The sequence below is a fragment of the Paenibacillus sp. JT22N12 genome, from assembly GCF_056269365.1.
This window is the reverse complement of sequence record NZ_JBWDNU010000005.1, coordinates 147,180-171,752: the sequence shown is the minus strand read 5'-3', so window position 1 is coordinate 171,752 and position 24,573 is coordinate 147,180. Positions and strand designations below refer to the sequence as shown.

The window sequence follows — 24,573 nt, the reverse complement described above, 5'->3', positions numbered from 1 at the left end:
TATCGATCACTCCTTCGGAAGCCTTTTATAAAATGGCGTCTTGACGACCTCAGCCCTCAGCCGCTTGAAGCGAATTTCTACCCACAGCACAGTTCCGGGATATGCATAGTCACTATGGATCAAGGCAAGACCCAGATTGCGTTTCAACGTCGGGGACTGGGTTCCCGATGTGACTTCGCCAATCAGAGAGTCATTCATGTAGACGGGGTAATGAGAGCGGGGAATTCCCCGGTCGATCATTTCAATGCCGACCAGTTTGCGGCGGAGACCTTCATTTTTTTGCCTGAGCAACGCATCGCGTCCGATGAACATTTCCTTGTCAAGCTTGACGAAATATCCGGCGCCCGCCTCCAGCGGCGTAATCGTCTTCGAAAGCTCCTGTCCGTACAGCGGCAAGCGGGCTTCAAAGCGAAGGGTATCGCGCGCTCCTAACCCGGCAGGAACAAGTCCGTGCATCTCACCTGCAGCCATCAAAGCACGCCAGACATCGCCAGCCCGCTCCGCTGCCACATAGATTTCGAAGCCGTCTTCGCCGGTGTAGCCTGTTCGGGATACAAGCGTGCTTGCGCCGGCAATAGTTACCTCATTCCTGAAGTGGAAGGGGGCCAGCTCGAGCACCGCCGCTCCGATTCCTGCGGATGCAAGGACAGCGGCCGCATTAGGCCCTTGCAGGGAAAGCAAAGCCATCTTGTCAGAAATATTATCCAGAATGACGTCTCCGATCAAATGTTCCCTCAGCCACTCGAAATCCTTGTCGATATTGGATGCATTCACGACAAGCATATATTGATCCGCTGTTAGCCTGTAGATAAGCAAATCATCGACCACTCCTCCATCCGGATAGCACATCAGCGTGTATTGCGCCTGTCCGTCTGCCAGCCTCGACACGTTATTCGTCGTCATTTTCTGCAGAAAGTCCTCCGCGAATTGACCGATTATCATAAATTCACCCATGTGCGAGACGTCAAATAACCCGGCTTGCCGCCGCACGGCGTCATGTTCTGCCTGAATGCCGGAGAACTGTACCGGAAGCTCCCATCCGCTGAAGTCGATGCAGCGGATACCCGGATAGCCGGCATAAACCGGGTATAGCGGGGTTTTTCTTATTAATTCGGTCATCCTCATTCACTCCTCTTTGGTTCGTGATTGCAGGCCAATGCAAATAAGGACAGAAGCAAAAAGAATGGCGCACAAAGTAGAAGTTACTTTCCTGCGTTTCTTTTTGCTCTGTCCTTTGTACCTGAGAGTTACCCCGAATAATAGATCCGGCTTTCCCCTTGGGTGACGCCGGCCTTTACAGGATGCCGTGCGTTCTCTCCAGAGTCGCGTCCGATAAATGTCCTTTTGCCTGAGAGATTCACCCCATGTGAGGTTTACTCCTTCGGCGCCGCCTCCATCCTGCCGATGGGCGATCTCTCCCTTTATCATCATCCGCTTATTTGGTTGTCATAGTATATTCTTACAGATTTTAAGAGTGTGAGTCAACAAAATATTTTTTTATAAAAAATATTCGTCAGATTTATTGACATGGTGGTGTAGCTGCATTAATCTATAAACGATTAGCGGATGACGATGGCAGGGAGAGACCAAGCGGGTGTAACGACCCGCCGGCACCGAAGGGGCAAGTCGACAAGGCCAGCCAGCCGATCGATTAATCTCTCAGGTAAAAGTACCTTCATCCGACGCAACTCTGGAGAGTGCAAACTTGAGGGAGCGCAAGCGGTAATGACGCTTAAACTCTCAGGGTACCCGGGACAGAGAACACGGCATAGAGCCTGTTCTCTGTCCTTTTTTAAAATTTAGAAAGCATAAACTACCTCGACACTTTGCTGAGGGAAGAAACTTGCTGCCGCTGTCAACAGGACGGCGAAGCCGTTTCTTCTTGTGTATGAGAACGACTTACGTCAGATGCCTGGTTCCGGCAGGATCAGTCTCACGGCTTTGGACAAATAATCAAAAAGAGGGTGCAAATATGAGCGATGTAAAAGCAGGGCTGCGGTATTCGGAGGAGCATGAGTGGGCTGAGGCTCATGGAGCCACGGTACGAATTGGAATAACGGACTTCGCGCAAAATCAGCTCGGAGATATCGTGTTCGTGGAGCTGCCCGAGGTCGATGCCCTGCTGGAGGCCAATCAGCCAATGGGAACGATTGAATCGGTCAAAACCGTTTCCGATCTGTTCAGCCCCGTAAGCGGTAAGGTAACGAAAGTGAACGAGAGTCTGCTGGACTCACCGGAAAAAGTGAATGAAGATCCTTATGGCGAAGGCTGGATTATTGAGGTTGAGGTGGATGGTGATGCCACGGAAATGGTAGCCGGACTTCTGAGCGCGGAGAGCTACGAAAAGTTCATTGCTTCCAACTAAGGAGGAATGGAGATATTTTAAGGGTCTGAGGATTGCCTATTCGCCTGGAGGCGGATGGCTTCCTCGAAGAACATAAGGAATGATCCGGCTCCGCTATTTTGCAAACGATTTCAATCCCCGGCTCTCGTCCTCTGATTCCTCAGGACAGCTGTCCCAAATAATTGCTTCCTGACTTGAAGGGATTGGTCTATCAATCTCGAATGAGTTTCGAAGGATGAATTTGAGTACTAGAATGCAGGAGGGATTTTTATGTGGAACCCGGATTTGTATCTGAAGCAATTATATGACAATATCCAACCCGTTGAAAGCTTTCGCGCGGATTCGCAGCAGGAATGGGAGGAGTGGAGGAGTCGTCTGCGGAAACGATTGGTTCAATTGCTGGGCGGATTCCCCGAAGAGGTGCCAAGTCTTTCGCCGGTGCTGCTGGAATCCGAGGATTGCGGAACCTATATTCGTCAACGCGTTCAAATTCAGACCTATCCACAGCTGTATATGCCAATCTATGTCCTTATCCCAAAAGAAAGTAATGGCCGACCAGGGGCGGTTATCGCCTGTCACGGGCATGGATATGGCAGCAAGGATATAGTGGGTCTCAATCCCGACGGCACGAAAAAAACGGGCCATCCAGGATACCAGAAGGATTTTGCCATCGAGCTCGTCAATCAGGGTTTTCTCACCCTAGCGCCTGAGCTGCTGGGATTTGGAGACCGCAAACTAGAGGAGGATGCCCAGGCTTCGAACTCCTGCCATAAGCTATCAACCTTTCTTCTGGCAGTAGGCCAAACGATGGCGGGTTACCGGGTATTTGAGACGCTGCGGTGCGTGGATTATCTGTTCACCCGTCAAGATGTTGATCTGGAGCGTATTGGATGCATGGGCATTTCCGGCGGAGGTCTCGTATGCTCGTATGCGGCCGCCATCGATGACAGAATCTCTGCTGCGGTAGTAAGCGGGTTTACCAACACCTTCAAAGACAGCATTTTATCGATCCATCATTGTGTCGACAACTATGTTCCCGGGTTGTCTCTTGCTGCAGAAATGCCTGATCTGCTCAGTCTGATCGCCCCCAGACCGCTGCTGATTGAAGCTGGGACGCAGGACCCGATTTTTCCTGTTCAAGCCACCAGGGAAGCGTATGGGAAGCTTCAACGCGTCTATGAATTATTGGGAGCTGCTGACCGCCTGGAACTGGATCTCTTTGAGGGTGAACATGAAATATCGGGCAGATTGGCCTACAACTGGTTTCACCGTCAGGAGCATAATTTATGAAGGTTTTAATTGAGAATTATTTCTATTGAACCTTCTCGGCAAAAAGGAAACTAATTTAGTTATTTGAAACTCAGCTTGCTTGGGCATATCGGTAGGGGGCCAAACGAACGACGAACCCTAATTAAACCAATAAATGGGAAACAGGCCGATTTGAAATAGATATCGGTCTGTTTTTTTGCTACTAATTTAAAAACAACATACCACTGAAGGTTGAAAATCATTGGGATACCAGCAATGGAACGTACCACTCCATTAGTTTTCTGCACGTGTTCCACGGAGGGAAAATCGGCGCTCACAAACGAATTTGGCCCAAATTCCGAGCTTGATTTTCTGGTCACTGTTCAGTGAAAATAAACTGTTAGACTGCCGACAAGCGTTAAGCCAAACTGGCAAATTAATTGAGAAATTTCCTTTCCAGAAAGGCTGTTTTTTGGAACCTTTAACTGTAGAGCTGCGTCTAAAATGCATGGTGAACGACTGTTGCAATAATCACAACTTAAAAGGAGAATCACAATGATGAAGATGGTTCGAAAGAGAATTACTGTTGCGATCGCCACGGTCTTACTTGCGGGCGTACCGTTCATGACGTGGCTGGGAATGACGACGCAGGCCGAAGCCGCCTCAGCCGGCGTTCAAATTACGGTAATGGGAAAGGCGGTACAATCGGATTCGCCGTTGATTATCGACCGGGGACGGGTGCTTATACCGCTGCGCGTGGTTGCTGAAGCATTCGGAGCTGCGGTGCAGTGGGATGCCAAAACAAGTACGGCGACGGTTCGCAGGTGGTCCGATGCGGCCCGGTTCAAATCGAACAGTCAGGTCGCCGTTATCGACCGTGGGATGTCCGGCGGCACAAGTCACAGCACCGTGCAGCTTGATGCTCCAATGAAGATGTACAATAACCGGGCGTATGTGCCGCTGCGGTTTCTTGGTACCCAGTTCGGCTATAAAGTAACCTGGCACGACCATATCGCCGCTCTTGACTCGAAATTGAGTGCGAAGGATCAACGTACATTGTTCGAGGGTGACCTTAAGGATGCGCGAAAGATTGCGAATGGCCTTGGTGGCGATCTGTATTATACGCATGATCCGGTCACGCCGCGCAGCTATGTTGGAGATAGGGACGGTGTTACGACGCTGTTTCCGGAAGGCGAAACACTCCGTTTCTATAGGTTCGAGGACGATATTGTGTCGCAGGTCGAAATAAAGGACGATTTCGCCTTGGTAACCTGGCAGGGGCGCCTAAACTGCACGACATGCACCAAAGAAAATGCGTTTCAAAGCTTCATGAATCAGCAATGGACCGACGGCCAAGGTATCGCTCCGAAGCCGAGTGGCGATTACGTATATTCCCATTTCCGCATTTTCGGACCAGAAGGCTGGTCGGAATACGGCTATGTAGATGCGGAAGGGAAATTGACGCAGACGGGCTACAATCACGGGGAAACAAAAACCGGAACGCTGGAAATCATGAAGACCGGCGAGCAACGTACCGATTCCGTCATTAAGTAAAGAATAACGCTTGACATGGAGCATACTCCATCAGATAACATTCGTAAATGAAAGCAAGCAAGCTAAACCGGATCGTCAAGGAGCCGGGAGGAGAACGAGGGATGGAGCCTGCATTCTCTTGGGAATAATGTGCGGCAAGTCGTAAAAATAAGGAGGAGAAACCTATGAAGCATAGAATTCTCGGCGGAACCGGCATATCGGTTAGTGAGTTCACGCTTGGAACGATGATGTTCGGAGCAATGGGCAATCCTGACCATGACGAGTCGGTGCGCGTTATCCATACGGCTTTGGACGCAGGAGTCAACTTCATCGACACGGCTGACGTCTACTCCAGAGGTGAGTCGGAGGAGATCGTCGGCAAGGCGCTCAAGGGACGCCGGCATGATGTGGTTCTCGCAACGAAGTTCGGTCTGCCCATGGGCGAGGACCTCAACCAGCGCGGGGGCTCGGCCCGGTGGATCAAACGCGAAGTAGAAGACAGTCTCAGGCGGCTCGGCACGGATTATATCGATCTCTACCAAATCCACCGTCCGGACCCGAATACCGACATCAGCGAGACGCTGTCAGCGCTCACGGATTTGGTCCGGGCCGGAAAAGTGAGAGCGATTGGCTCATCCACCTTCCCTGCCGAGCTGATCGTTGAGGCGCAATGGGCGGCACAGCGCGGCGGCTGCCAACGCTTTCTCACGGAGCAGCCGATGTACTCCATTTTTACGCGGAAACTCGAAGCCGCGGTGCTGCCAACCACGCAGCGCTACGGAATGGGTGTGCTCACGTACAGTCCGCTGAACGGCGGTTGGCTATCCGGGCGTACTGATCAAATGGCGAGTCACCGGGCGTCAGGAAGACCGACGCTTTACGATCCGGCGATACCGGCCAACCAGGCCAAAGCGCAAGCTCTGCGGAAACTTACCGCTCTTGCCAATGAGGCGGGGCTGCCGCTGCCGCATCTTGCGCTGGCGTTCGTCCTCTCGCATCCGGCAATCACCTCGGTGATCATCGGCCCCCGCACGCAGGAGCAGCTTGAGAGTCTTCTGGCTGGCGCGGACCTGGAATTAAACGGGGGGATGCTCGACCACATCGATGAGATTGTCCCTCCGGGCACGGACCTCAATCCGTCGGACAACTACGCCGCTGAACCGCCTGCTCTTACAGATAAGCGCCTGCGGCGCAGGTAAGTACTTCATGTAGCTTGCAATAAGCGTCAGCCCTCACCTTGATGACAAGGTTGGGGGCTATTTTTGATTGTTGAAGCGAAGTAGGGACAAAGAATATGATCATACCATCAGGAACAACAGGAAGGGATCGGTTTAATGCAGCAGGAGCTTAAGCAGGAAGCTCCCAATCGCCCTCTGGTTCATGTGTATACAACATTCGGGGTACAAAGTTCGTAAGAAGTGGATGCTTCCGAAGCAGCTTTCTTACGAAAGTTTTCAGCATACGCTTCTCCAGACTATTTCCGCCTGCTCCGTCTGTTATTCACCAGACTTCTAGACGGCGAAGAGGTGTTCCTCCTTACATCTTTACCTGCAAATCGTGAATGGTTCTCCGGTAATTTTCGGGAGTGATCCCTTTATTCTTCTTGAACATCTGGCAGAAGTAGGGTGAACTCAGGCCGCCGACCTCAAACGCAATTTCCCGGATCGTTTTGGAGGTGTTTGCCAGAAGCGAGCAAGCCTCCCTGATCCTGCGGAACGTAATATGATCCGAGAGGGTAATGCCTGTGGACGCTTTGAACAAATGCGACAGATGATACGGAGAGAGGAACAGATCATCGGCCATTTCTTCCAGGCGGAAGGGGCGGTGATAATGTTTTTCCACCCATTCCGTTATGTTCTCAACATGTCTTAAAGCGCGCGGACTTACATGGGCACCGGCACCGGAAAGACTCTCCGCAAATACGTTTTGCTGCAGAAACCGAAGCAATCTCAGCATGACAAGACCAAAGCTTTCCTCATGCTCTGCAGACGGGGCATGACGAATCTGCTGCACTTCTTCCAAAATGCCGGTCAGAGGATATCCTTCCTGAAGAGAAAACACCTGTTTAGGCAAATTGCCCTTCCACAGTCTTTCATAAAACCGCAGCAGACCGGGAAAGGGAGCCAGATAAGCGGACAGCGAATGAGGATCAAAGGTCAGATTGGTACGCACATATAGAGAATTGGAGCTGGAAGGCACATCGACAAGATGCAGCTGATAGGGCTGAATCCAGATCACGGTTCCCCTGCCAAGCGGATAATATTTGCCCTCCAGCATAACCTCGCCTTCGCCTTCGTAAATATACAGCATTTCAATTCCCCGATGGGCATGGTACCAGCGGGATTTTTCCGTTTTTTGCTTGTAGCTGTAGGAGAATGACCCTAATTCGTATTCGATCCGCTGCAGGAAGGACATCGGGCAGGTTTCCTTTCAAATTCGCAATTTACCTATATAATAGCACAACAAATCAACGGTAGACTGCTCCTATAATAGGTGCTGAAAGCAAAAAAGCACATAGGAGGCATTCATGAGCTGGAAAACCGCAATCGAACAAACCATCCTTACAACAACCGCCAATATGAACCGTTTCAAGGACAAATTTCCGCATGTAAGCAATGGGGACGGCAAGTATGAGCTAGTGAACAATACAGGCTGGACGGAAGGCTTCTGGTCGGGAATCTTATGGCTGAGCTATGAATATAACCAGGATCAGGCAATCCGTGAGGCCGCTGTTCAAAGTGTTGCTTCCTTCAAAAGAAGAATAGAGCAGGGGAGTCATCTGGGTCATCACGATATCGGATTTCTGTATTCCCTGTCCGCCAAGGCGCAGTGGATTGTGGAGCAGGATGAATCCGCCAGGGAATTGGCCCTGCAGGCAGCGGATGTTCTTATGAAACGGTGGAGGCCGGCATCGCAGCTTTTCCAGGCATGGGGACCGGAAGGAGATCCGGAGAACGGCGGGCGGATCATAATCGATTGCTTAATGAACCTCCCGCTGCTGTGCTGGGCCACCGAACAGACGGGAGACCGGAAATATGCGGAAGCAGCCTATATCCATGCCGAGAAGAGCAGGCGCTTTCTTGTACGGGGGGATGACTCCTCCTACCATACGTTTTATTTTGATCCGGAGACAGGTGATTCCATCCGCGGTGGAACACATCAAGGCTTCAAAGACGGTTCGACCTGGACCCGCGGTCAAGCCTGGGGGATTTATGGCTTCGCGCTGGCTTACCGCTATTTCAAGGAGCCGCAGTTTCTGGAAGCGTCCAAACGGCTCGCGCGGTATTTCATCGCCCATCTGCCCGAGGACCATGTGGCCTACTGGGATTTCGACGCTCCTCAGACCGCTGGCACACCAAGGGACAGCTCGGCTTCTGCGATTACCGCATGCGGCCTGCTCGAGCTTATCGGGTATCTGCCGGACGATGATCCGGAGCGGGAATTCTTTGTGACGGCAGTGGAGCAGTCCATGACTTCCCTTATTAAGCATTATTTTACAGCCGGAGACAGGGACGAGCAAGGCTTCCTGAGACATGGCTCATATTCCGTGAGAAGCGGCGCATCGCCCGATGATTTCGTGATTTGGGGCGATTATTTCTTCCTTGAAGCGCTGCTGCGGCTCGACAAAGGGATTCCCGGTTACTGGTACGGACGCTAATCCAGGTGAATTGTGGCCCGCAAGAAGGACGCTTTGCAAAAAGCGGCTCTCTTGCGGGCCATTTTTGCATGACCAGGCCCATGCCGATTTTGTCGACGGATGCGGAAGGGCGGAGCATGGGGAAATAGTCTGGAGAAGCGCAAGGAGTAAAAATACATCAAGTTTTGTAAAGAAAAATCATTCCTTTAAAATATGAAAGCGTTACAATAAATACAGGCAATGAAGTGAAGGGAAAGAAACGAAAGCGATTCCATTGCTGTGTGGACAGATTCATGCGGCATGAAGGATAAGCATTTTCTTAAGATGTTAACAAACAAGAGAGGCAGGAGATGAGCGTGAGTGCATTAAATGGGAAAATTGGATTAAATATCCATAATCCTAAAAAGAGAACAGGCATACTTCCAACTTTAATGAAGCAGAGATTTCTATTCTTGCTGCTGCTGCCCGGTCTCATTTATTTCTTACTGTTTAGATACGGTCCGATGTATGGCATTCTTCTTGCTTTTAAGGAGTATGACCCGCAGGTGGGCATATTCGGAAGTCCGTGGGTAGGCTTCAAGTATTTCCACCAGATGTTTGAAATGAAATATTTTTGGACCGTCACGGGAAATACAGTGAAAATTAGTCTGCTGAAGATTCTCGTAGGTTTTCCTACACCGATCATTTTTGCCCTGCTGTTGAATGAACTGGTTTCCAACAAATTCAAGCGCATTGTGCAAACGATTTCATATCTTCCGCATTTTCTTTCCTGGATTATTGTAGCGGGCCTGATATTTCAACTGGTATCGCCAAGCTACGGTTTATATGGATTATTGGCGGATACCTTTAGCTGGAAGCCACAAGTGCTGCTCGGCGACAGCAAATCTTTTCTGCAAATCTTGCTGGTTTCCAATGTGTGGAAGGAAATCGGGTACAGCAGCATCATCTATTTAGCCGCCATCGCCGGGATAAACACGGATATGTATGAATCTGCAACCATCGATGGCGCAGGACGGTTTAAGCAATGTCTATATATTACGATCCCCAGTATATTGCCTACCATAGCCATGCTTTTTGTCCTTGGACTCGGCGGGATTCTGGATGGAGGCTTCGATCAGATCTTTAACCTTTACAATTCCATGGTCATGCCAACGGCTGATATCATCGATACATTTGTATACCGGGTCGGCCTCGTGGAAATGCAATACAGCTTCTCCACTGCAGTCGGCATAGCGAAAAGCGTTATTGCGCTCATACTTGTATTGGCTGCCAACTGGATCGTAGGCAAGCTTTCTAATTATACGGTCTTCTAGCTTTTAACGGAATAAAGGAGTGTACACATGAAAAAAAGCATAGGGGCAAGAGCATTTGATATCTTTAATATCTCCCTAATGGTGTTCATATGTCTGACTGTTGTATTTCCATTCGTCCAGCAAATCGTGATTTCGCTTAGTCCGTCCAATGAATCGGGCGAAATCGGGCTTCACCTGTTTACCAGCAACCCTACCTTTGACTCCTATACGCAGATTTTTGCAACGGGCTCCATATTGGAAGCCTATTACTGGACTATCCTGCGCACCGTGCTGGGAACCGTTCTTACGGTAGTCGTTTCGGCCATGCTTGCCTATCCGCTGTCGAAAAGATATCTGCTCGGAAGAAAAATGTGGATGGGCTTGATTATTTTCACGATGTTTTTTGGAGGCGGACTGATTCCGACCTATTTGCTTGTGAAAGAGCTGCATATGCTCAATTCCATATGGTCACTGGTACTTCCCGGGCTTTGCAGTGCGTATACCATCGTAATTATCCGAAATTTCTTCACTTCTTTGCCTGTTGAGGTTGAAGAGAGCGCTTATATGGATGGAGCCAATGACTTTACCATTTTCTTCAAAATTGTTTTGCCGCTGTCAACGCCTATTATCGCAACCATAACCTTGTGGTCTCTGGTAGGCCAATGGAATGCCTGGTTCGACGCGATGATTTATATATCGAATGGCGAAATCAAGGTATTGCAAATCCTCTTGAGAGATGTGCTTAATAATGCCCAGGATGCTGCGATGGCGAGTGTAAGAGGAGGAGAGATCGTAGACAGCTCCGGGCAAAATTACACCGCGGAATCGGTAAAAGCGGCCATACTGCTCGTTACTACCCTCCCGATCATTATGGTTTATCCTTTCCTGCAAAAATATTTTGTCAAAGGGATTATGATCGGCGCCGTAAAAGGTTAATTGGGCTTCAATGTCTTCACATATAAATCATATCCAAGAAGAGGGGAAAATCATCGATGAAAAATGTCAAATGGCTTTCAGCATCACTTTCCATGGTCATTGCCGGCACGATTGTTATTTCGGGTTGCACGTCATCCAACAATAACAAGAATCAGGCTGCAGAACCGGCAGGGCAGGCGGCGGACACACAATCAAGCCAGACCAAGAACGATTACACCGTCAATGTATTTACCACAAGAATTCAGCCTGATCCAAATTCTGAAGTCATGAAGCAGGTGAATGAAAAGCTTGGTCTCAATCTGAAAATAACCGCCGTTCCCGATGCCGATTACGATACCAAGCTCAACCTCTTCGTGGCATCGGGCGATATGCCTGATGTGTACAGCGGCTATACATCCAGCAGCGACGCTCTCTTTAACACAGCCGCAAATTTGACGGAAGACGAAGTCAAGCAGTATGCCCCCAATATCTATGCGTCATTTGTCAGCAGAGCGGGCGCTCAAAAAGACCATGTCCTGGATTTATGGTCCAAGGACGGGCAGCTTAAAGGGTTCAGCAATGGCGCCCTGGGCAACTCCTTGCCCTATGGCGTTGCGGTCCGTTCGGATATATTGGCGGAGCTTGGGGTCGGTATGCCCAAAACGATTGCGGATTGGGATAATGTGTTGAAAAAGTATAAGGAGAAATATCCCGACAATTACCCGATCACCGTTCAAAACGGCGGAGAAGGCCAGGCAATGTATTACTTCCTGTCCGCATATGGTGTAAGGCGCGACGCATGGGTCTACAAGGATAACACGATTCAGTATGCGCCATTTATGCCTGGAATGAGAGATGCGCTTATTCAGCTTAACAAATGGTATGAAGCCGGTTACATTAACCCTGAATATTATACGATGTATCAAAACACATCGGCGCCGGTGAATGAGTTTGTAAAGGGAAATGCGCTCTTTTACCAATACTACAACACCACTTTCCAGATAAGCCCGCCTTTCGATGAAGGAAGCATCGGCGCCCAGTTAACGGCCAATTTCCCGAATGCCAAGCTCGATTGGGCGCCATTCCCAACCCTGGGAGACGGAAGCAAGGCGCTTGTTGCCAATGCACCGATGTTCACGAATATAACCTTCTTCAGCAAAAAATTAGAGCAGGACAGAGACAAGCTGCATGCCATCCTGACAGCATGGGATAAAATATTCAGCGATCCGCAGATGTATACGCTTGTCAAATATGGCTTGAAGGATACTCATTATACGACGGTTAACGGCGCTATGGTTACGAAGCAGGAGTTTTCAACCAATGACGCCAAAGCCAAAGAAGGCTTCGGATGGCCCTTCAACAGCGGGTTCGATGCGACAGATGAAGTGAACAAAGTCGTTCTTCCTCCATTTGTTCAAGAAAACAGACAGAAGCTGCTCTTTGACGATAACGGATTATACAGCAAGAAGAATGTCGACTATCTGGTTACAACGGATAAGCCGACAGTAGAAGGCCCGATTACGTCTGAAGCCGGCGAAAATCTCGATGTCCGCAACCAAACGTACCTGACGCAATGGAACACCATGTTCACCTCCGTCATCGTGGGCGAGAAGAAAATCGAAGATTTTGACAGCTTTATTGCGGATTGGAAAAAACAAATCGGCGATGAACTGGTCTCAAGCGCCAACAGATTGTATAACAAGTAAGTCCGGTGATTAACCGGCGGAGCAGCATGGTTTTAAAGGTTTTATGTCGTTTTTAATCAAAAAAAGGTAGTATGAGATCAGCTTTCTACCGATCTCATACTACCTTTATATTTCTCGCAAACCGGTGAATAACAGGCGGAGCAGGCGGAAACAGTCTGGAGAAGCGCAAGCGTTCGCCTTTGTACCCCGAATTTAACAGCTAAAGGTATCCAAAATAAAAAAATTCAGGGGTACAACAGCGATCGGAAGACGGTTCCGCATGCGCAGCCCGTCCTTTTCACTATCAGTAAACGAAATGAGGAGATAGATATGCTGAACGAAAAACAGACCGAACGAATGCTGGGCAAGCTGAAGCGTTTTGAGCAAACGATAGAACCTTACATCTTCACCAAGGTGGATACCTTCGAGGTTGAAATGTACCGGACGCCGGAAAGACTCCATCAAATACCGCAAAGCCATCTGTTCAGCAGGGCCGATTCAGGCGAGAGCTGGGGCGGCGAGGGGAATTATTGCTGGTTTAAGGGCGAGTACCGGGTTAAGGACGGATTGGAGCATCAAGCCCTCTTTCTTAAACCGCATGTCGGAGGACATGAATCGCTTCTGTGGGTCAATGGAGCGCCTTTCGGGATATTTACGGCAAGCCATGGCAATCACTACTGCGATCTGCTCAAATCAGATGCAGAGCGCGGAGAAATCATCGACATTGCATTGGAATCCTATGCGGGTCATTTCTCCATTGCGAGCCAGCCCCTGGCCGCAACACCGCGCTCCGACTATATGCACAAATACATATCGATGGAAATCTGCGTGAAAAACGATAAAATGGCGGATTTTTACTTCGATCTGAAAACCTTCAATCAAATGGCCGGCGCATTGGACAAGAACAGCTTTGTCAGGGCCAACCTCATCAAAACATTAACGCAGATCCATGAGATTCTTTATTATTCTCCCGACAATATCGAGCAGGAAATATTCAATGATGCCGTTGGACAGGCCAGCGAATTAATCAAAACCTTATATCAACACAAGAATACCTCACTCGCCCCCATAGCGGCCGTTATCGGCCATTCCCATATGGATACGGCATGGCGCTGGACCATCGAGGAAACGATCAAGAAATGCACCCGCACCTACTCCAATCAAATCAGCTTGATGGAGCAGTATCCGGAGTACAAATTTGTACAGAGCTCCGCTTATCACGGAAAGATGATCAAGGACCATTATCCCGAGTTGTTCGAAAAAATAAAAGACGCGGTAAAAGCGGGCAGATATGAACCGAATGGAGCGGTCTGGATTGAGTGCGACGGCAATCTGGTAGGCGGGGAAATGATGCTGCGGCAGTTTCTGTGGGGGCAGCGGTTTACCCGGGAGCATTTCGGCTACACATCCAACTGCTTTTGGCTGCCGGATACGTTCGGATACAGCCCTTCCATTCCGCAAATTATGAAGGGCTGCGGGGTCGATTATTTCCTTACGACCAAAATGGCGTGGAACGATACGAATAAATTCCCTTACGACACCTTTTACTGGCAGGGGCTGGACGGTACGAGAGTGCTGACGCATTTGAACAAAACCCATTTGTGGCCGGATCCGGAAACCTGCATCGACTCCGTATTTGACGGCCATAAATCCAGAGACGCGATAACCGACAAGACGGTATCGAATATGCGGCTGCTGGCTTACGGCTACGGCGACGGCGGCGGGGGGCCGCAATTTGAAATGATTGAGATGGCCCGGAGATCGGCCGATTTGGAAGGCTGTCCGAAGGTGGAGACGATGTTCGTGGGCGAATTTATGCAAAGGCTGGAGCAGTCGCTGACAAACCCTTCCGTATATGCGGGCGAGCTCTATCTGGAGCTTCACCGGGGAACGCTCACGAACCAGCATACGATCAAACGCAATAACAGATTGTCGGAAGTACGGCTGCATGATCTGGAATATCTCACAGTCCGGAACGCCGTCCATCATGATGCCATATGCATCGATACGCATATCAAGCCTCTTGTCGAGACGCTTCTTGTCAATCAATTTCATGATATATTGCCAGGCACGTCCATTCCGGCGGTCCATGACCGGAGCATCGCGGAAACAACGCATATCATTCAAGCCGCCGATGAATTAATCAGACAGGCCGTTCCGGCCAAAGCTGCGGAGAACAGCATTTCGGTCCTCAACAGCTTATCCTTCGACCGCAGCGATGTCATCTATCTGGATGATGTGGAGGGGTATGTTGTAAAAGGAGGCTACAATCAGCAAATTGTAACGGATATTTCGGGCCATCGCAAGCTGGCTGTTTCGGGCGTAAAGCTGGAAGCTCTGTCCTCTGTGGTGCTTGAACGGGTGGAAGGCTATCCCGCTGAAGGCTCCTGCTTTACTTATGACGGCACTGTCCTGGAAACGCCATTATACAAAGTGGTTCTCGATGAGCGAAAATACATGGCGTCCTTTATCGACAAGAGCCTGAACAGGGAGCTGAGAGGCCAGGGCTATGCCCTGAATACGCTGCTTATCGCCGAGGATGTGCCTACAGCCTGGGACAGCTGGGACATCGACGCCGATATTGAGCTTAAGTTCAAGGATAGCGCTGTTCTTCTGGGTAGCGAAGTCATATCAGATGGACACGTCGAGTTCAGAATCCGCAACCGCTATAAGCTGACTGCCAAATCAAGCCTGATTCAGGACATGATTTTTTACAGCGGCAGCAGGCAGGTGAAATTCGAAACCTTGATGGATTGGCAGGACGATCACAGACTGCTGAAGACCGTATTCGATACGAATGTGTTTGCGGATTTTGCGAGACAGGAGCTGCAATTCGGGTACATCAAGCGTCCGACAACACGGAATACGGATATGGAGAAAGCAAAGTTCGAGGTTTGCAACCACAAATATACTGATCTTTCGGAAAACAGATACGGCGTCAGTATCTTGAATGACTGCAAATACGGCATATCTGTCCATCATTCACAGCTTACCCTGACCTTGCATAAAGGCGGCTGCCGTCCGGATTACCGCGGAGACAAGGGGGAGCATATGTGCTCCTATGCTTTTCTGCCGCATAACAGCGGATTTGATGCGGATTCCGTAATCAAGCCCGCCTACGAATTCAATTACAAGCCGCTTATTATTTCGGGCGAATGCAGCTTTGAAAAGTTTATCAGCGTCAGCGCGCCCAATATCATCATTGAGGCGATCAAGCCATGCGAAGATAATGATAAAGCCTATGTAATCAGACTGTATGAAGCGGAAGGCACGTATACGAATTCATATTTGGTCTTCGGTCAAGCTGTCAGGCGGGCCGCAGTGACCAACATGCTGGAGGAAGAAATTCAGGAGCTGGAGGATAAGAATGATATGCAGCTGAGCTTTAAGCCGTTTGAGATCAAAACGATCAGGATCAGCTATTAAAGCCTGGAAACGGCTTTGGACGAAAGAGGGAGGATGAATATGTTATTTGATCATCATTCGATCGCGCGGATTCGGGACGCTATCCGTAAGGATCCCTATGCGGCCAATAGTTTTGAGCTGCTGAAAAAAGACATCCTGTCCATTGATTATACATTTGTCCAGGAGAAGCATAAGCTTCTTCTGGAATTAAACCATCGGGCGGCTGACGAGGAGAAAGCGTATTATGAACGTACTGTCTTGACAAGAGAGCTGTCGGAATTAAGCGTTAACGCCTCTTTTCTTTATCTTCTCGAACCTGACAGCAGCCTTCTGCCGATTGTGAAAGGATTGATTTCCGCAGTATGCAGCGCTGACAGCTGGTCCAATCTGGGGCCAAACTTCAAGGTGTGGAAGTCGGATCTGACTACGGCTGATATAGGCGTGCATATTGCGATTGCATTAGAGAATATAAAAGCTCAAATGCCGGAGGAGTATATTCAGGAAGTAACCTCTAGATTGCTCCATAACAGCTTTTATCCCTTGTACGAGGAATGGCTGTCACCGGAAAACCATGTGAACGCTCTGGATACGATGGGTCATAATTGGTGGAATGTCTGTATAAGCGGAATGGGCGTAGTTTTACTTACAGCCGGTAAAAGCAGAATCCCCCAATTTGACTCCTGCCTGGATCAAATTATGGATTCGTTAAGAGAATGGATGGATTACCCTGGGAATGTCCTGCAAAACAAGAAGGCCAACTTCGGAAGTGACGGGGACTACATAGAGTATGTCGGGTATTTTATGTATGCCTTCTCCAATTACTGTATATTCAATGAAATATTGAAAAAAGATGATCAACTGGAAGCTTTGGATTTCAGCGAGCTGGAGGAAAAGACGGCGGATTTCTATTCATCCTTTTTTCATAGGCTGTGGGATGGACCGAGGCTTGCCGATTTTGGAGACATCTCTCTTAAAATTGAGAGGCACAGCCAGTATATTTTTTATTTATGCGGCAAATTCAACAAATCCTGGACGCAGGAGAACTTCAAACAACTGAACGCCCGGCTTGCTTTGCCCTATGAATTCTATTTTTATAATCCCGATATAGCCTCGAGCGGTTGGCGGCCGCCCAGAGAAAGGATCTTTCATGATTCGGGATATGCCATCATACGCAGCGGTTTTACGGCGGACGACACTTCTTTTATGATGAAAACGGGTGAAAGCTGGAATCACAATCATGATGATGCCGGAACGTTCGAGCTTGCCTGCAGAGGACAGCTGTTTATAACGGATTCGGGCAACTGCAGCTATGGCGATCCGAATTATGTGCAGTACTATATTAAGCCCCAGGCGCATAATGTGATCCATTTCAACGGCGGTCAGGTGCCGGACGATATCAGGTATCATGGCACCAAGTATATGGGCAATTTCCCGGCTTTTCTGTCGACGGAACCGTATAAATATCTTCTTGCGGATTGCGCCGGCCCTTTCATTAACCAGTTCCAGCGATATTACCGCCATGTCATCTTTATCAAAGATATGATTGTCATGATCGACGATCTGTTTACCTATGAAGAGGGAAATCTGCATTATAATCTTCATGTGAACGGGAAAGTGGAACGGGATGCGAGTCTCGCTGTTCTGACCAGCCATGGCGTGCAGCTTGAAATACACAGCTTGTTCCCGCGAAATAAAGAGTGGCAGCTGCAGTCCGGATACGCTCATGAAATCAAGAATGGAGGCTCCGCTGCGCCGGTCCAGCCGGAGGTTGAATATTTGCAAATTTCAACGCCTACGGAGGAACGGCGGGAGAAGTTCATTCATTGCTTCAAGCTGCCTTCGGGCAGCGCCAGCGAGGTTCGAATTACAGCTGACGAGGGCGAATGGGCCAAGGAAGTCATTATTGAAAGAGAAGACGGCACGGAACGCATCATTTGCAATATACGCGCAGACGGAAGAGTCATGCATCAGAATTCCTCCCTTACGTACAAAAATTTAGAGACTGATGCGTTTATCATTTACATCAAGAGCAGCCATGACGGTAAAATCCTTCAAGTCGCGCAGCATAATGGCAGCCTGTTGAAAATTGACGGCATTTGTTACATCTCTTCCATGCTGAAAAATGACAGCCTGTTGAATCTGGAGGACGGCAGCATTACGGTACACAACACCTCCGATGCCAGCTGTTATTTTAAGACCTCGCCGGATAACCAGGCGCAGCCCGGAAAATTCAAACTCAAGGCTGGCACAAGCACTTTAAAAATCTAGCACGCCGGAGATTACAAGCTGCTCGCCTAAACCGCAATACAAAAAATCTGCCGAATTTGACTTCGGCAGATTTTTTTTGTTATTCCCGCCCATCCATGAACTGCTTCGGGCTTTTTCCCGTAATTTTTTTGAAGGTTCTGCTGAAATGCTCTGGCGAAGTATAGCCTACTTTTTCACAGATTTCATATATCTTCAGATTCGATGTTTTGATGAATTCAATCGCTTTGGTAATTCGGATATGCGCTAAATAATCGATGAAATTGGTATTCTCTGTTTCCGAGAAAAGGCGGCTGAGATAACTGCTGTTGATATTAAACTTAAGGGCGACGGATTGCAGGCTGATATCGCAGGTATAATTCTCTTCAACAAAGTGCTTTACCTGGTTGATGACCGAATTCTCGCCTTTGCGGCCCTGAACCCGTGACATGACGGAAGCAAGCCACTTGTTCAACGAGTTCAGGTCGCCGTAAAATTTCAAATGCTTTTCATACTCATGGCTTAAAGCACGAATTTCGCCATGCAGTCCATTTTGCAGCGCAAAATCGATCAGGATAAAATGATATTTCATATAAAGGTCCATAATGGCATGAATATGGCTGGCGCTTACAGATCCGGGAACGACCATAATTTTGCTTATATCCGCTTTGCCGTTATCAAAAAGGATGGAATTGAGCAGCTTCTTCAGCATGGAAATTTGCTTCATAACATCGATTTCCAAAGGAGGCGTTTCATCAAATTGTGCCGTATACCGGATGATCGACCCATTGCCTGCAACAAAACAGTAGTCGGTGGAAATCCGCGCCTCATGAATGAGCTCGGGAAGTCGGGCAAAATCAGAAGCGATACGGCTCAAGCCCAGATTAATATTGAAGCCCGGGGGACGAAAGCTGTCATATACATGCTTTAAATGTTTCATGATCGAAGAGTCTGATTCATGCCTGGAATAGAGCAGAAGGATTAAATACTCATAGGGTGAAGTCTGAACAATTTCATAACGCACTTCACTCCCGGGGGCCAGCAGCTCTTCGGTATGGGATAGATATTCTGAAATGTCATGCTTGAAGGATGCTTCGGGAAGGGCGGCATGAATATCCATTTTATTCAGTTTCAATATCGTCAGCGCTAGTCGCTTCGGTTCATTCTTGCACAGTAATTCCTGGAGAGTACCGATATCGCTAGCCTTTATATTTCCCGCAGCCAGCCTGCTGAGCAGGTTTTCCTTCATCAGTTCTCCGCTGGAATAGGGCTCCGCCTCCCGGCTGGAAGTGTCAGGCTTGAATTCAAGTCCGGCTGCAGAGGTTTTGCTGTCGTGTAATCGCAGATTGGACAAGGTATTATAAATATGATCCTCAGTCATCTCGGACTTCAATAAATAATCTTTGGCGCCAAGCATGAACGCTTCCTTGACTAGATGAAAATCGTCATAGGCGCTGATAACCATAAAGTTTAATTCGCTCCGGATGGCTAAAGCTTCTTTGATCAGAACCAGTCCATCCATGACCGGCATCCTCAGATCAGTAATAACCAGCTCTATGCTGCTGTCCTCAATGATCCGCTTATAGGCGTCCTCGCCATTGAAGAACTCGCCCACCAATTCCAGCGATAACTCCTTCCAATGAATCATGCTTTTGATCATCTGTCTGACATAGGGCTCATCATCCACAATAATAACGTTAACCGTAATCCTTCACCCGTTTCTATTAGGAATAGTTTTCGATGTGTTCAAACGAAATGGGAAGCTCATCCTCGATATTCTTTAGTACAGGCAAAATGATTTTCACGTTGGAATATTCGCCTGCTGCGCTTTCCAGCTCGATTCCATAGGGCTCTCCGTATTGGAGTCTGATTCGTTTATGAATATTGACTAAACCGATTTGCAGAGAATCCGAAACAGTCGTTGAATTATGCTCCAATATATTCTCCATGATAGAGTCCGCAATACCGACCCCGTTATCGTAAACAGAAATGATATGGATATGATTATCTTTTAAATAGGAAGAGATGACGACGCTTGCAAAAGCCCCCGAGTTTAATTTCTGATTTAATCCATGCATGATGGAATTCTCGACGATAGGCTGCAAAATCATATGGGGCACAAACAAATGTTGTGTGTTTTCTCCTATATTATACGCTACATTTAATTGGTTATCATACCGAAGCTGCTGCAGCATAATATAGTCCTTGATGTTTTGGATTTCTTCCCCCCATTGAATAACATGGCTTGTATGGCTCAGGGTATTCCGAAGCAGACGGCTCAAGGTTACCAGCATCGTGGCCGTTATTTCATCCTTGTGATTCATGGCAGAGAAGCGGATGGAATTGATGGTGTTATATAAGAAATGAGGATTGATCTGATATTTGAGCATGTCAATCTCGGACTTTCGCTTCTTGCCTTCGATTTCAATCGTAAGTGTAAACAGATTGTCGATTCTTTTTACCATCTGATTAAATCCGCTGATGATTTCTCCGATTTCATTTTTTGAATGCTGAACGATTTCAATTTTAATATTCTTCTCGCCAACCTTTTTCATGGCATGGGCCAGACGCTTGATGGGAAGTATAATCTCTTTGGAAATAAAGAAAGAAAACAGGAACATGATGATCAGCAGGCCCGCTATCAGAAAAATGGTAAAGAAAATAATGGATGAGGATGCTTTTGTTACATGCTTGGAAGGAGACAGCTGAACGATATGCCAATTGGAAGTGGTTGAAAAGCTCTGTAAAACGAGATAGTTATCGATATACTTCGTATGGGTTGAATTTTGATCGGAAGGCATCTGTTGGATAATTTTATTAAAATGCTCTTCGCTTGTCTGGGGAACGCTGTCATTGCCGGCAATCATGTTACCGTTTTCATCTATAACCCGAATGATGCTGTCCGCAAATCGAAGATGATCGTTTAATAGATCGGTAATCTTTTGCTGATTAATCAGGATGACAAATTGACAGATGCTCTCCGTCGGGTTGTTTCCAATGATGTCATAGATGTTTTTGGTAATGATCGTATAATTCCCGTCGAACAAACCGAATGGGCTGGACTGATTGCTGAACCAGTGCATGTTGGGCGTATTTTTTGTATTTACAATAATTGGGTTATCTTCGAAATTATTCATAATGGATACAAAATCCTTATAGCTGTATACGACCCGCCCGTCAATAACGACCATTGCGGCAGAGATCACATCGTCCGTTGCGAACAAGCTTTTGATTTGCGGATCAAGATTAATCGCACCGCTGTATTTGGCCTGCTGGATCTTCCCATTCTTCATATCATTGGATGTGGAGATCACCGCATTGTAAAACGTGGTGGAGTTGGACAGGATATCGGTATATTTTTGGAACCTTGTATACAAATTATCGAGGGAAGACTGGCTTTGCCGCATATCGAATGAAATCGTATTGACCAAATCCTGCTGCGTGTTTGTCTTGATATTATAGTAGGAATAATAGGAAAGCGCCAAAAGCGGAATTACGGAAAGAAAAAGATAATATAAAAAAAATTGGGTTTGAATTTTGGTTTTAATCGCAATCAGCTCCATCCTTTGTATGAATATGAAACAGATTTCATATGAATATTGTGATATTATTATGTTGCAATAAAAAATCCCTTTAAGAAAAGAGAACCAAACGTGATGATCAAAATAATCAAGCCTCAGGTGGAGGCCGAGCTTCGAACCTTCGTCGGGGCTGACGCCTATATTCACAGCGAGGCGACTTCATTTGTTTTCGTCCGCAATTTCAAGGTCAAGGTTACCCATGCCTATGTGGCCGGGGATGGTCCTTTTCGCGCCGCAATTCGCTTCGATGGACACGGGTGGCTCCGTATGGAAGCCCTCACGCATTATGAGGTAGACGGGAACGGCCGTCTTCTGCTGGCCGGCTATGACGACAGAGGGCGGATGAATGTCGCCCTGCACCTGGGAAAGGAGCCATTTCCGGAATGAACAGCATCGAAAAAACACCATTGCGCAAGCTCCTGGCGGTTTTTGCGCATCCTGACGACGAGTCGTTTATTTGCGGCGGCACCCTAGCGAAATATGCCAGCGAAGGAGTCGACATTACGCTGGTGAGCGCCACCCGTGGCGAAATGGGGCGCCGAATGGGCAATCCGCCGTATCTCAACAGGGAAACGATGGCAGCCGCCCGCGAAATAGAGCTGCAGCAAGCGTGTACAAGCCTGGGTATCGGGCGTCTCATCTTCCTCGATATCCGCGACAAGACGGTTGAATTTGCCGATGAGGCCGAGCTGACGGCGCGAATTGCCGGCTTGATCCAAGAAGTCGATCCGGACGTCATTCTTACTTTTCATGAAAAGCTGGGCGGACACCCGGATCATTGCGCGATCGGAAAAGCGACGACAGCCGCTTTTCAACAAACCGGGCATAGGGGAAATCTGTACTTCATTACGTTCGGCGATGCGATGGAGCGTCCGGAGCGGTACGGTTATACCCGCAAAGACGTCGTCAAAATCGACGTGCATGCTCATCTGGAGGCGAAGCTTGCGGCATTCCGCGCCCACCGCTGCCAGACTGAAATCGACGAATGGGTATGGCAGCCGGATCAAGAGGCGCTTGCCAGATTTGGCGGACATGAATATTTTCTCAAGGGAAACACTGGGGAACGGGCGCAAGCTCTCCATGATTTGTTCAACGCATAACACTTGAATTTCTATAAGTTCAGAGAGAAGAAACTTGCATCGTCCAAAGGATGAAGCAAGTTTCTTTTTGCAGCGTTTCCTCCCCGTTTCACAGGGACCTCTCGCCTAAAGCGGCAGCGGCCAAGCTGTTAAGGACCATATTATCCATCGGCGGATTATGCAGGCCTGCGCGAACGTCCCGGTAGTACCGTTCCAGGGGCTGCTTGCGGGACAAGCTTGAAGCACCGACAATCCGCATCGCGAGGTCCACGACTTTGATGGCGTTATTGGTGACTGCATACTTGGCCAAGCCGAGCTCCGGTTTCAGGGAGGGCCGGTTCTCCTTCTCCCGGTCCCAGCGGTCCGCCGCTGCATACAGGGGCGAACGGGCGGTTCGCAGTTCGACTTCCATCTCCCCGATCAAGTGCTGGACCGAGGGGATAGAGGCGATTGGTTCGGCCAGGCTATTGGGACGGTAGGAGCGGGCAAATTCAAGGGCGTAATCCCGTGCAGCCAGGGCAATGCCCATATAGCATGCCGGAATATGCAGCAGCCAGCCGCCCCCGTCGTCCATGCCTTTTCCGGAAAGCCGCATATCCGTGCCTGCAAAAACCTCGTCCAACACCACATCATGGCTCCCGGTTGCGCGCATCCCGAGCGTGTCCCAGGTTTCCACAACGGTCACCCGGTCTGTCCGATGAACAAGAAAGTCGCCCGTACAATCTTCATCCGGGATATAAGCCGATACGACAAAACGGTCGAGAATCGGCGAAAGCGTGCTGAATGTTTTGCGCCCCGTAATCCGCCATCCCCCCTCTATGGCAACTGCCGTTGTCTCGGGCCGTCCGCCCCGGCTGGGACTGCCGGTTGCCGCTTCACTGGCAAAGGTATTGATCATGGTCCCATCCTTCACGATAGAGCGGCATAAATCGGCAAAAATGTTCTGCGGCCATTTTCGGGTTGTCCGGAGATGAAGAACCTGCCCGATATGCCAGCCGACGGCCAATGCGGTCGAACCATCCCCATACGCGAGCCGTTCCTGCAGCATCACGAGGTCGTAAAGCGAGAGCCCGTCCCCGCCGAATTCCTGAGGGACTGTCAGCTTTAAATATCCGGCCTCCCGCAGGTCGGCAAAATTCTCAAACGGGAAAGATCCTTCATGGTCATGCCGTGCGGCCCTTTCCGCGAAACGGGCAGCCAGCTCCTCTACTTTGCCGGCCCGCATCCGCTCTTCCTCACTGCGAATATATTGATCAATATATCGAATCATCAGTCACACGCTCCTTCCCTCTTATTATACCAATTGGCACAGGGTCATGTACAAATTGAAAGAGCGCTCCAAGCGCGGTTCAAAAGAAAAAGGCAGCATCCCCGGAGTTCCTCCCGGGATGCTGCCTTTGCGGTAATACCCGCCTTAAAACTTCGATTTCCACAGTGAGGCTCTGCTCATTTCTTTTGAGCAAGGCTCTTTTTGCAAGCAAACGGGGAATTGTTCAGTTTTTGTACAGTTTATAGGATTAATATATTTCAAAGGGGGAATTTGTAGAAATTTAGCAAAGTATGTCAATGAATGTGTGACTATTTTGCTATATTGGGAGGGAAAAACCATC

At 48.7% G+C, this 24,573-nt stretch carries 17 protein-coding genes and 3 riboswitches; of the genes, 12 read left to right on the top strand and 5 right to left on the bottom strand.

Annotation, left to right across the window (positions count from 1 at the left end; translation table 11 throughout):
* Window positions 1-6: 6 nt before the first annotated feature.
* Window positions 7-1,119 carry a glycine cleavage system aminomethyltransferase GcvT gene (gcvT, locus tag AC0YOA_RS20050; protein WP_475788100.1) on the bottom strand — a complete coding sequence of 371 codons (1,113 nt, stop codon included), beginning with the start codon at window positions 1,117-1,119 and terminating at the stop codon, window positions 7-9.
* Between the two features lie 106 nt (window positions 1,120-1,225).
* A riboswitch (glycine riboswitch) is annotated at window positions 1,226-1,323 on the bottom strand.
* Window positions 1,324-1,326: 3 nt separating this feature from the next.
* Window positions 1,327-1,431: riboswitch (glycine riboswitch) on the bottom strand.
* A 135-nt stretch (window positions 1,432-1,566) separates the two neighbouring features.
* Window positions 1,567-1,685: riboswitch (glycine riboswitch) on the top strand.
* Window positions 1,686-1,972: 287 nt separating this feature from the next.
* Between gcvT and gcvH the strand changes: the two genes are divergently transcribed.
* The 4 genes from gcvH to AC0YOA_RS20030 all read left to right on the top strand — a co-directional run bounded on the left by gcvH (window position 1,973) and on the right by AC0YOA_RS20030 (window position 6,324).
* Window positions 1,973-2,365, top strand: coding sequence for a glycine cleavage system protein GcvH (gcvH, locus tag AC0YOA_RS20045; protein ID WP_475788099.1), 393 nt, complete (start codon window positions 1,973-1,975; stop codon window positions 2,363-2,365).
* Between the two features lie 249 nt (window positions 2,366-2,614).
* Window positions 2,615-3,634: an alpha/beta hydrolase family protein gene (locus tag AC0YOA_RS20040; protein WP_475788098.1), complete on the top strand. Its 1,020-nt coding sequence runs from the start codon at window positions 2,615-2,617 to the stop codon at window positions 3,632-3,634.
* Between the two features lie 513 nt (window positions 3,635-4,147).
* Complete coding sequence (locus tag AC0YOA_RS20035) at window positions 4,148-5,146, top strand: copper amine oxidase N-terminal domain-containing protein (protein WP_475788097.1); 999 nt, start codon at window positions 4,148-4,150, stop codon at window positions 5,144-5,146.
* A 164-nt stretch (window positions 5,147-5,310) separates the two neighbouring features.
* A complete protein-coding gene (locus AC0YOA_RS20030) occupies window positions 5,311-6,324 on the top strand; it encodes an aldo/keto reductase (RefSeq protein ID WP_475788096.1) in 1,014 nt (337 codons plus the stop codon).
* 337 nt (window positions 6,325-6,661) lie between these two features.
* Here the strand turns inward: AC0YOA_RS20030 and AC0YOA_RS20025 are convergent, their stop codons facing one another.
* The gene (locus tag AC0YOA_RS20025) at window positions 6,662-7,540 is read right to left on the bottom strand and encodes a helix-turn-helix transcriptional regulator (RefSeq protein WP_475788095.1); all 879 of its coding nucleotides are present in this window, start codon (window positions 7,538-7,540) and stop codon (window positions 6,662-6,664) included.
* A 112-nt stretch (window positions 7,541-7,652) separates the two neighbouring features.
* Between AC0YOA_RS20025 and AC0YOA_RS20020 the strand changes: the two genes are divergently transcribed.
* The 6 genes from AC0YOA_RS20020 (at window position 7,653) to AC0YOA_RS19995 (ending at window position 18,327) form a co-directional block, all read left to right on the top strand.
* Window positions 7,653-8,783, top strand: coding sequence for a glycoside hydrolase family 88 protein (locus AC0YOA_RS20020; RefSeq protein WP_475788094.1), 1,131 nt, complete (start codon window positions 7,653-7,655; stop codon window positions 8,781-8,783).
* A 524-nt stretch (window positions 8,784-9,307) separates the two neighbouring features.
* Window positions 9,308-10,075 (top strand): ABC transporter permease, encoded by a 768-nt coding sequence (locus AC0YOA_RS20015; protein ID WP_210044810.1) that lies wholly within the window; start codon window positions 9,308-9,310, stop codon window positions 10,073-10,075.
* 27 nt (window positions 10,076-10,102) lie between these two features.
* The gene (locus AC0YOA_RS20010) at window positions 10,103-10,990 is read left to right on the top strand and encodes a carbohydrate ABC transporter permease (protein WP_210044811.1); all 888 of its coding nucleotides are present in this window, start codon (window positions 10,103-10,105) and stop codon (window positions 10,988-10,990) included.
* Between the two features lie 56 nt (window positions 10,991-11,046).
* Window positions 11,047-12,675: a type 2 periplasmic-binding domain-containing protein gene (locus AC0YOA_RS20005; RefSeq protein WP_475788093.1), complete on the top strand. Its 1,629-nt coding sequence runs from the start codon at window positions 11,047-11,049 to the stop codon at window positions 12,673-12,675.
* 309 nt (window positions 12,676-12,984) lie between these two features.
* Window positions 12,985-16,080: an alpha-mannosidase gene (locus AC0YOA_RS20000; protein ID WP_475788092.1), complete on the top strand. Its 3,096-nt coding sequence runs from the start codon at window positions 12,985-12,987 to the stop codon at window positions 16,078-16,080.
* A gap of 39 nt (window positions 16,081-16,119) precedes the next feature.
* Window positions 16,120-18,327, top strand: coding sequence for a heparinase II/III domain-containing protein (locus AC0YOA_RS19995; RefSeq protein WP_475788091.1), 2,208 nt, complete (start codon window positions 16,120-16,122; stop codon window positions 18,325-18,327).
* Window positions 18,328-18,406: 79 nt separating this feature from the next.
* Here the strand turns inward: AC0YOA_RS19995 and AC0YOA_RS19990 are convergent, their stop codons facing one another.
* Window positions 18,407-19,990: a response regulator transcription factor gene (locus tag AC0YOA_RS19990; RefSeq protein WP_475788090.1), complete on the bottom strand. Its 1,584-nt coding sequence runs from the start codon at window positions 19,988-19,990 to the stop codon at window positions 18,407-18,409.
* A gap of 37 nt (window positions 19,991-20,027) precedes the next feature.
* A complete protein-coding gene (locus AC0YOA_RS19985) occupies window positions 20,028-21,788 on the bottom strand; it encodes a sensor histidine kinase (protein ID WP_475788089.1) in 1,761 nt (586 codons plus the stop codon).
* A 171-nt stretch (window positions 21,789-21,959) separates the two neighbouring features.
* On the opposite strand from AC0YOA_RS19985, the gene AC0YOA_RS19980 reads away from it, so the two are divergent.
* Together AC0YOA_RS19980 and AC0YOA_RS19975 are read left to right on the top strand one after the other, a co-directional pair.
* A complete protein-coding gene (locus AC0YOA_RS19980; RefSeq protein ID WP_475771427.1) occupies window positions 21,960-22,271 on the top strand; it encodes a DUF1806 family protein in 312 nt (103 codons plus the stop codon).
* The gene (locus AC0YOA_RS19975) at window positions 22,268-22,984 is read left to right on the top strand and encodes a PIG-L family deacetylase (protein WP_475788088.1); all 717 of its coding nucleotides are present in this window, start codon (window positions 22,268-22,270) and stop codon (window positions 22,982-22,984) included. Before AC0YOA_RS19980 ends, AC0YOA_RS19975 begins: the two co-directional genes overlap by 4 nt.
* Window positions 22,985-23,072: 88 nt before the next feature.
* Here the strand turns inward: AC0YOA_RS19975 and AC0YOA_RS19970 are convergent, their stop codons facing one another.
* On the bottom strand, window positions 23,073-24,233 hold the full coding sequence (locus tag AC0YOA_RS19970) for an acyl-CoA dehydrogenase family protein (RefSeq protein ID WP_475788087.1): 1,161 nt from the start codon (window positions 24,231-24,233) through the stop codon (window positions 23,073-23,075).
* Window positions 24,234-24,573: the final 340 nt, after the last annotated feature.